The sequence below is a fragment of the Mycobacterium sp. genome (assembly GCF_035314665.1).
Taxonomy (GTDB): Bacteria; Actinomycetota; Actinomycetes; order Mycobacteriales; family Mycobacteriaceae; genus Mycobacterium.
Map to the genome: position 1 here is coordinate 1 of NZ_DATFZD010000016.1, position 9,677 is coordinate 9,677.

Below are 9,677 nucleotides of genomic sequence, written 5' to 3' on the forward strand. Positions count from 1 at the left end.
TTGCTGGTGTCCGCCTCGTATCGCGGGGTTGTCATGACCTACGCCCGGGCCGGCGGCTCATATATGGTGGCGCGGGACAATTTCGGGCCCCGGTGGGCGCAGGTCGCTGCCGCGGCGTTGCTGATCGACTACGTGGTCACCGCCGCGGTGCAACCGGCGGCCGGGACGGTGGCACTGTGCTCGGCGATACGCGCGTTGCACCCCTACCACTTGGAAATCACCATCGGGGTGCTGATCCTGATCTGTATCGCCAACCTGCGCGGACAGCGGCAGTCAGGCCGGACCTTTGCGATCACGACCTACTCCTTCGTCATCATGATCACGTTGACGATCGTCGTTGGCATCTTTCGTGAAATCTTTTGGGGACTACCGAAATACAACCCAGCGCACATCGTTGGAGCGGTGCCAATCCATCAGGGCGGCGGGCTGGTAATGGGCGCCACGGTGCTGGTGGTGCTGCGCGCGTTTGCCAACGGCGGTACGTCGCTGACCGGTGTCGAGGCGATCTCCAACACGGTCAACGTCTTTCGCGCGCCGCAGGGCTATAACGCGCGTCGCGTGCTGACGATTATGGCCGTCATTCTCGGGTTTTTGTTGGCCGGGGTGTCCTGGCTGGCCGTCGTCACCCACGCGACCCCGTACGTGGATGAATATCCATCGATGCTGTCCGAGATCGCCCGGGTGGTTTTTGGCCAGGGGCTGATCGGTAACGTCCTTTACTTTTTGGTCCAGGCGTCCAGCGCGGCGATCCTGTTCACGGGTGCCAACACCGGCTTCAACGGGTTCCCGGCGCTGGCGAGTTTTGTTGCCGAGGACCGTTTTCTGCCGCGGCCGCTGACCAAACGCGGTCATCGTTTGGTGTTCTCGAACGGCATCATCACGCTGACCGTGCTGGCGGTGGCGCTGCTGTTGGTGACCCGCGGCTCGGTGAACGCGTTGGTGCCGTTCTTCGCGATCGGCGTGTTCACCGCGTTCGCGATGGCCGGCTTCGGCATGGCTCGACACCATTACACCCACCGCGAGCACGGGTGGCATCGCAAGGTGCTGGTCAATCTGTCCGCCGGGATCATGTCGGCGATCGTCGTGGGGATCTTCGTAGTGGCCAAGTTCACCGAAGGGGCCTGGCTGGTCGTCGTCGTCTTCCCCATCCTGGTGTACGGCCTCATACGGCTCAACCAGCAGTACAGCGCCGAGGCTTCGGTGCTGGAGATGTCGCGCACCGAGCGTCCCGAGTTGGCCAAGTTCGCCCGACTGCGGGTGTTCGTTTTCGTGGACTCGGTCGATCTCGCCGAGGTCGAGGCGCTGCGCTACGGAAAGGGGCTGCACGCCGACGAGCTCACTGCGGTGCACTTCGTGATAGACGCCGATCATTCCGCTCAGCTGCAAGAGCGCTGGCAGCACTTCGAGCACGACACCCGGCTGCGGGTGATCGATTGCCCCGATCGCCATTTGAGTCGGGCCGCCCAAGAGATGGTCCTGCGGGTGAAGCGGGAGCATCCGGACACCAAGGTGACGGTGCTGTTGCCGCGCCGAACGTATTCGGCGATGCTGGGCCGGTTTCTGCATGACCGTACCGCCGACAAGATGGCCCGCGCGGTCAGCCGCATCCAGGGCGCTACCGCGATCATCGTGCCCTATGACGTCGAGTCCCGGATCGCGCGGGTGGATCCTGACGCCTTGGCCGCGCGGGTCGCGCAAGAGACCGCCGCGGAGACGGAGATGTTGCGCGCCGAAGCCGACTAGCGCGCCGGCATCGGTCGACATGATTTGCTGGTCGGTCGGCCGATAGCCACGATTCAGATTCCTGATCACCGAACGACCGCGCCACGACGCGGCTTAGACTTCGGGGATTGCTGAATCTCGGATAGGGAATGTGGTCGTGACAGCACCAGCTGACCAAGACGTACCGTTATCTTTTTCAGACCTGTGTAAGCGAATCTTTCTCGGTAAGCCGTTGATCACCGAGGAGTTGTCTTCCGAGAGATTGTCGAATCCGATTGCGCTGGGTGCGCTTTCACCCGATGCAATCTCATCGACCGCTTATGGGCCCGAGCAGATCCTGACCGAGTTGCTACCGCAGGCCGGGTTGGCCGCGTTCGTCTTACTGCTTCCCATCATGGGTGTCATCCTGCTGGTCCTGGCGCTGGTGGCCGCGTCGTACCGGCAGGTCGTGATGACCTATACAAAAGCCGGCGGCTCCTACATCGTGGCGCGGGAGAACTTCGGGCCGAAGATAGCGCAAGTTGCCGCGGCGGCACTGTTGATCGATTACGTCGTGACGGTGGCTGTGCAGTCGGCGGCGGGCACGGTGGCGGTGGCCTCGGCGCTACCCGTGTTGGGGCCCTACAGCCTGGAGATCACGGTCGCCGTCGTGCTCCTCATCTGCTATTTGAACCTGCGCGGATTGCGCGAAGCCGGGCTGCCTTTCGCGATTGCCACCTATTCGTTTGTGGTGATGGTCGGCCTGATGATCGTCACCGGCGTCGTCCGCCACATCTTCTGGGGCCTACCGCAATACGATCCCGGCCACGTTGCCGGAGCCGTGCCGGTCCACCACGGCAACGGTCTGGTGATGGGCGCGACGATCCTGGTGATACTGCGGGCATTCGCCAACGGCGGTTCGTCGCTGACCGGAGTGGAGGCCATCTCCAACACCGTCAACGTCTTGCGGAAACCGCAGGGCCCCAACGCGCGGCGTGTCCTCACTGCGATGGCCTGCATCCTGGGCTTCTTGCTGGCCGGCACCGGCTACCTCGCGTATGCCACCCACGCCGCGCCGTATCTCGACGAATACCCGTCGGTGCTCTCGCAGATCGCTCGGGCGGTCTTCGGCAACGGGATGATTGGCGACGTCCTATACGTCCTCGTCCAGGCGTCGAGCGCCGCCATCCTGTACACGGGTGCCAATACCAGTTTCAACGGATTCCCGGCGCTGGCCAGTTTCGTTGCCGAAGACAGCTTCCTGCCCCGTCAACTCATGACTCGCGGCTACCGCCTGGTGTTCTCCAACGGCATCATCGCGCTGACGGCGCTCTCGGTGGCGTTGCTGGTCGTCACCGGCGGATCGGTCAATGCGCTGATCCCATTGTTCGCGATCGGTGTGTTCACCGGCTTCTCGATGGCCGGTTACGGAATGACCAAACATCACCTCACGCACCGTGAGCGTGGCTGGCGACGCAAGTTGGTGATCAACCTGTCGGCGGCGATCCTGTCGACGGTCGTGGTCGGGATTTTCGCGGTGGCCAAGTTCACCGAAGGGGCTTGGCTGGTGGTCGTCATCTTTCCCTTACTGGTCTTCGCGCTGATCCGGCTCAACCGCGAGTACCGGGCCGAGGCCGCGATCCTCGAGGCCTTCCGCACCGACCGCCCGGAGTTGGTGAAGTATGCCCGTCACCGCGTGTTTGTCTTGGTCAATTCGCTTGATCTCGCGGTGCTTGAGGCACTGCGCTATGGGAAGGGTCTGCGCGCCGACGAGTTGCTCGCGGTGCATTTCATGGTCGACGCGGCGCATGCCGCGGAGTTGCGAAAGCGTTGGGACGACTTCGATCTCGACACCGCACTTCGTGTGGTGGACTGCCCGGACCGACAGATCATCCGGGCGCTGCACGCGTTGATCGTCAAGGCGCGGGATGAACGTCGGAACACCAACGTCACGGTGCTACTGCCACGACGAACGTATGCGCCCGTGCTGGGACGGCTGCTGCACGACCGTACCGCGGACAAGATCTCCAAGGCCGTCAGCCGGATTCCCGACGCCGCGGCCACGATCGTTCCTTACGATGTGCAGTCCCGGATCCGCGAAGCGTTCCCCGACATTTTCGAAATGCGTATCGCGCGACAGGTCGAAAAGGTCGAGACCCGGATCTGGCGGAGCGAAAACCAGACCGTGGAAGACTACGAACACCCGGAACCAGAACATCCGGAACGATCCGCGGCAGTGATCCCGGTGGACCACCTGATTCCGGGACGCAGTGCGACCGTCGAAGGGCGAGTCAGCGAAGTCGAGGACATCACCAAACGCCAGAAAACGTCTCGGACGATCACGGTCGGGGACGACAGCGGGGAGATCCGGGTAACGTTTCGGCCCGGACAGGGCGCCGAAATCCAGCCGGGTCAGGTGCTGCGGGTCACCGGGAAGGCACGCCAGACGGGCAACCGCCAGATATCAATGAGCGACCCGACCTATCGGGTGATCGAGACACCCGAGCAGTCTTAGGCCGGTATTCCGTGCGCATCCACCCAGAGGTCTCGGACGCGCTGGCCGCCGGACGGCCCGTCGTCGCGCTGGAAAGCACGATCATCAGTCACGGCCTGCCGCGGCCGGACAACCTGCGCGTCGCGCGCGAGATCGAGGACGCGGTGCGCGCCGGCGGAGCGGTGCCGGCCACGATTGCGATCGTCGGCGGCGAGCCGCACGTCGGTCTGGACGACGCCGCTATGCGACGTATCGCGGAGGGCAACGCGGTGGTCAAGGCAGGCGTCCGCGACGTCGCGGTGCTCGCGGCCCGGTGCGGGGACGGCGCTACGACGGTCGCCTCGACCGCGCACCTGGCGAAAGCGGCCGGCATCACGGTGTTCGCCACCGGCGGGCTGGGCGGCGTGCATCGCGGCGCTCGCGACAGCTGGGATGAGTCCGCGGATCTCATGACTCTCGCGCGCACCGGTGTGTTGGTGGTCTGCGCGGGAGTGAAGTCGATCCTGGATGTCGCCGCGACCCTGGAGCGGCTGGAAACCCTGAACGTCGGGGTGATCGGCTACCGCACCGATCGGTTCCCCGGGTTTTACCTCGCCGATTCCGGCCACCCGGTGGGTTGGCGGGTGGAGACGCCCGCGCAGGTCGCCGATGTGCTGCGGGCCAGTCGGCGGCTGGGCACCGACGGGTATGGGCTGGTGCTGGCCAATCCCATCGCGCCGGCCGACGAGATGGACCGCGCGCTGCACGACCAGGTGCTTGCCGCCGCCCTGGCCGCTGCCGAAACGCAGGGTGTGCGCGGCAAGGACGTCACACCGTTTCTGCTCGACTTCTTCCACCGCGAGACGCACGGCGCATCGGTTGCCGCCAACATCGCCTTGGTGCTGTCCAACGCCCGGTTGGCGGCCGAGGTCGCCGTGGCCTACACAGCGGGTCAGGCCAAGATGTAGTCGTCGTCGTGCGGCTGGGCCAGCATGCGGGTGAGCCGTTTGCGGCCGAACGGCCACAGATCGATGTGGTTGTCGTCGGCGAAGTACCACGAGTTGCAACCGGTGTTCCATACCGTCGGGACCATCGCCTCGGCGACATCGTCGGCGAAGCGGCTGGTGGCCTCCTCGGTGACTTCGACGGTGGTGATCTCGCCGTCGCGGAATCGCCGCAGCCAGGTGGTGATGTAGCGGGCGGTCAGTTCGGCAACGTGCTGCAGCGACATCGAACCGGTGGGTGAGTTGGGCCCGAGGACGGTGAATAGATTGGGGAATCCGGGGATAGCGGTCATTCCCCACGCGCGAGGACCTTTCGCCCAAGCGTCATCGATCGACAGCCCGTCGCGGCCGCGTAGCGTCATCGGGCGCATGTAGTTGTGGGCCTGGAAGCCTGTGGCGAGCACGATCGCATCCAGATCGTGATGGACGCCGTCCGTTGTGCGCAGACCGGTCCCGGTGACCTCGGCGATCGGCTCGCTGACGAAACTGGCATTCGGCTTGGAAATTCGGCGATAGTAGTCGCCGGATAGCACCTGCCGTTTGCAGAAAGGCTGGTAGTCAGGTGTCAGGCGAGTGCGAAGGTCTTTGTCTCGCACGAACATTCGTAAGCACATCCGCCCGTAGCGCTGGGCCAGTCGTCGTCGCCAGGTCGGCCGGATGACCAGGTCGACCAGGTAGTCGGAACCAACCAGCTGGGATAGCCGCACGGTCTTGTTCTGCTTCGGCAGTGCCCGTAGCACCCGACCGACAACGCGTGGCTGCCTCAGGCCCATCGGCATCCACATCACCCACTGCGGCGTGCGGGCGAAGTGGGTGATGTGCGCCGCCTCGGGTTGCAACGCGGAAAAGACCTGTACCCCAGTCGATCCGGTGCCGATCACCGCGACGCGCTTGCCACGCGCATCGATGTCAGTCCAGCGCGCGGTATGCACCACCGGTCCGGTGAACGAGTCAAGGCCGGGAATGTCCGGGATGAACGGGTGGTGCAGTATTCCGGTGGCGGCGACGACGAAGTCCGCGTCGACCTTCTCGCCGCCCGCGGTGGACACCCGCCATCGGTTCTCGTCGAACACCGCCGAGGTGACTTCGCAGCCCAGCCTCAGATGCGACCGCAGTTGCAGAGCTTCGATGAGGTCGTGGTGATACTGCTGGATCTCCGCACCGGTTGCCCACACGTGTTTCCAGTCGGGCTTCGGCGCGAACGCGTATTGGTATCCGTAAGAGGGCACGTCGCACCGCAGGCCAGGGTAGCGGTTCCAATGCCATACGCCACCAACGTCGGAACCCTTTTCCAGAATGGTGAAATTGGTGAAGCCGGCTTGCCGGAAGACATGAGCCGCGGCGATTCCCGCCATGCCCGCGCCGACGATCACGATCCGGGGATCGCGCGCCCTGGGATTTGGCGTCATTTCACTGGTGAAGCCTATGCCCGCCGAAACCTGCGCGGCAAGAGTCCTACGGTCCGTCATCCTCTTCGTGGTCGCGTCGTCACGTTTGTGCAGACCGCGGGCACCGCGGTGACGATCAACTCGTCGCGCCCGGGCAGTACACGCTGATGGCGTCTAGCAAGAACGGCCGTACCTGCGGACCCGTCAGACCCTGACCTTCCAATTTGGCAGCAAGTTGCAACATGGCGCTGCTGAATGGGCTTGGCTGCGCGCCGAAATGAAAGGTGAAGATTTGGGAGCGAGAAAGACTATCGTCGTCGCACCGTTCATGCGCGAGCGCGATCAACTGCTCTGGTGGGCCGGCGGTAATTCCGTCCCTCGACAGCAACCCCAAGAACTGGTCATCCGGCGCGTCAGCGTGAGCGACCGCTCCCGTCATCAGTACCGCGGTCGCGGCGAAGGGCGGAAGAAATGTGCCGATAGTCATGGCTAAGAGTGGCACTGATCGCCGACAACCGCGAGTCGCGGCCGCTTACGGGTCGTCTTCGTCGTCGTCAGATAGCAACTTTTCGGGGTGGTGGAACGTATTGGTTCGGGGTTGGCCGTAGTCGAGGTGTGGGGGCGGGATCCATTCGGTGTCGCCGTCGTGGTTTTTGCGAGTGGTCCAGCCCTGTTCGGCGAGTGGATGGTGGCCGCCGCAGCCGAGTGCCAAATCGTCGATGTCGGTGGTGTGGGTTTTCGCCCAGGGTGTGACGTGGTGGACTTCGGTGAAGTAACCGGGCACGTCGCAGTCGGGGAATGAGCAGCCGCGGTCCTTGGCGTACAGCACGATTCGCTGTCCTGGTGAAGCCAGCCGTTTTGTGTGATAGAGCCCGATCGCCTTGCCCTTGTCGAAAATGGCGAGGTAGTGATGTGCGTGGGAGGCCAGCCGGATGACGTCGGACATCGGTAACAGGGTGCCGCCGCCGGTAAGCCCCTTGCCCACGGCGGCTTCGAGTTCGCGCAGGGTGGTGGTGACGATGATGGTGGCGGGTAGCCCGTTGTGCTGGCCCAACTCACCGGAAGCCAGCAGGGCGCGCCCGGCCGCCGTGAGCGCATCATGGTTGCGTTGGGCGCAGCTGCGGGTGTCGTGCTCGATGACTTGTTGCGACGGGGTGCCGCTGACGCACGGGCTGAGGTCGGCGGGGTTGCACATGCCCGGGGCGGCCAGTTTCGCGAAGACGGCGTCGATGGTGGCCCGCGCCTCGGGTGTCAAATACCCGTTGATCGGGGACATGCCGTCGATGTCTTGTTTGCCGAGGGTGATGCCGCGCCGGCGGGCCCGGTCCGCGTCGGTGAAGCTGCCGTCGGGGTTGAGGCAGTCGCTGAGTTTGTCGGCCAGCTTGCTCAGCTCGTCGGGGCGATGCTCGGTGGCCAACCGGGCCAGCTGTGCCTCGGCCTTCACCTGAGTCTCGACGTCGATGAAATCGGGCAGGCGGTGGCAGAAGCTCCGGATGACCGCGACGTGGCCGGCGCCGATGCGCCCCTCCCGCTGCGCGGCGGCGGTCGCCTCCAGCCGCGGCGGCAGTGGTTCGCCGGTGATCGCTCTCCGCTCGCCGAGATCAGCAGCCTCGCTGATGCGCCGGGACGCTTCCGCGCGGGTGATGCGCAGTCGGTTGGCTAACGCCGATGGCAGTTTGCCGCCCAACTCGGTCGCGTCGGCCTGCTGGCCGACCTGGTTGATCAGCGGGTGCTCGAGGGCCGGCAGCTGGCGGCGGAAGGTCTCGGAGCACTGCAGCAATGCCAACCGTTCCGGGGTGGTCAGCGCGTCGAAGGACAGGTCCAAGGCGCGTTTGAAGTCGGCCTTGAGCGCGTCGAAGACCGCGACGATCTCTTTGCGGCTGCTCGAACGCATGTTCGAATGATATCGCGACCGGCTGACACCCTGACGAAGTTATCCACAGGGCTAACGCGTTGACTCATCCGATATGCGCGCGAAAGGCCCCGAAATGGTGCTTCGTTGCCTCATCTGAAATGCGCGCGTGCGGCGCGCCTACGTGATCGGTCAGCCATGACCTCGGTAGGCCCAGATGATGGGGTTGACGTTGGCCGAGCGCAGGGCAGTGACCGAGACGACCGCGATCCGCTATTCGTTGGCGGACAAACGGACCAAGGGCATCATTCTCGACGAGTTGTGCGCCACCACGGGCTGGCACCGTAATCATGCCCGTAAAGCGCTCGTGATGGCGTTGCAGCCCAGCTTGGTGTCGCCGAGAAGTCCGCGGCCACCGAGGTATGGACCGGATGTCATTGCCGCGTTGACGGTGTGCTGGACGGTTCTGGGTATGCCGGCCGGCAAGCGGCTGGCGCCGATGCTGGGCGAATTGGTGGCGGTGTTGCGTCATTTCGGGGAGCTGGTGATCGATGAGGACACCGCGGCGCTGTTGGTGTCGATGTCGGCGGCCACCATCGATCGTCGGCTGGCTCCCGAGCGGCGCAAACATCAGATCAAGGGACGTGCGGCTACCAAGCCGGGATCGCTGCTCAAAAGTCAGATTCCGGTGCGCACCTGGGCCGACTGGGACGACGCCCGACCCGGGTTCGTCGAGATCGACCTGGTCTGCCACGACGGCGGCAACGCCGCCGGCCAGTTCGCGTTCACGCTGACGGTCACCGACATCGCCACCGGCTGGACCGAGAACCGCTCAGTGCCGAGCAAAGCCGCCAAATGCGTCCTGGCCGCACTGAACGACATTGCCTACAAGATGCCGTTCCCAATCCTGGGGGTGGACTCCGACACCGGATCGGAATTCATCAACGTCTACTTGCTGCAATGGTGCGAAAGGCACCAGATCACCTTCACCCGCGCGCGGGTGGCGAACAAGAACGACGGCGCTCACGTCGAGCAGAAGAACTGGGCGGTGGTCCGCACCGTAGTCGGTTACCACCGCTATGACACTGCCGCAGAACTGTTGTTACTCAACGAGATCTGGCAGCTTCAATCCAAGCTGACCAACTACTTCTACCCGCAGCAAAAACTGATATCCAAGGTCCGTGACGGCGCCAAGGTCTCCAAGAAATACGACACTGCGGCCACCCCGTTTCAGCGCGCGATCAATCACCCAACGATGA

6 protein-coding genes and 1 pseudogene are annotated in these 9,677 nt (G+C 64.3%); 4 read left to right on the forward strand and 3 right to left on the reverse strand.

The annotated features are described in order from the left end of the window. From VKI00_RS01135 to VKI00_RS01145, 3 genes and pseudogenes are all read left to right on the forward strand, one after another. A pseudogene (locus VKI00_RS01135) lies at window positions 1-1,701 on the forward strand (APC family permease); the annotation flags it as partial. Between the two features lie 178 nt (window positions 1,702-1,879). Further along, window positions 1,880-4,216, forward strand: a complete 2,337-nt coding sequence (locus VKI00_RS01140) for an APC family permease (protein ID WP_324434643.1) — start codon at window positions 1,880-1,882, stop codon at window positions 4,214-4,216. Between the two features lie 11 nt (window positions 4,217-4,227). Then, window positions 4,228-5,142: a pseudouridine-5'-phosphate glycosidase gene (locus tag VKI00_RS01145; RefSeq protein WP_324434645.1), complete on the forward strand. Its 915-nt coding sequence runs from the start codon at window positions 4,228-4,230 to the stop codon at window positions 5,140-5,142. Here the strand turns inward: VKI00_RS01145 and VKI00_RS01150 are convergent. The 3 genes from VKI00_RS01150 to VKI00_RS01160 all read right to left on the reverse strand — a co-directional run bounded on the left by VKI00_RS01150 (window position 5,127) and on the right by VKI00_RS01160 (window position 8,460). Beyond that, the gene (locus tag VKI00_RS01150; protein WP_324434653.1) at window positions 5,127-6,587 is read right to left on the reverse strand and encodes an NAD(P)/FAD-dependent oxidoreductase; all 1,461 of its coding nucleotides are present in this window, start codon (window positions 6,585-6,587) and stop codon (window positions 5,127-5,129) included. The genes VKI00_RS01145 and VKI00_RS01150 overlap by 16 nt on opposite strands. Before the next feature lie 115 nt (window positions 6,588-6,702). After that, window positions 6,703-7,053, reverse strand: coding sequence for a DUF732 domain-containing protein (locus VKI00_RS01155; protein ID WP_324434647.1), 351 nt, complete (start codon window positions 7,051-7,053; stop codon window positions 6,703-6,705). Between the two features lie 45 nt (window positions 7,054-7,098). Beyond that, on the reverse strand, window positions 7,099-8,460 hold the full coding sequence (locus VKI00_RS01160) for an HNH endonuclease signature motif containing protein (protein WP_324434649.1): 1,362 nt from the start codon (window positions 8,458-8,460) through the stop codon (window positions 7,099-7,101). A 178-nt stretch (window positions 8,461-8,638) separates the two neighbouring features. On the opposite strand from VKI00_RS01160, the gene VKI00_RS01165 reads away from it, so the two are divergent. Then, on the forward strand, window positions 8,639-9,677 hold a 1,039-nt coding region (locus tag VKI00_RS01165; RefSeq protein ID WP_324434651.1), incomplete at its 3' end, for a transposase family protein.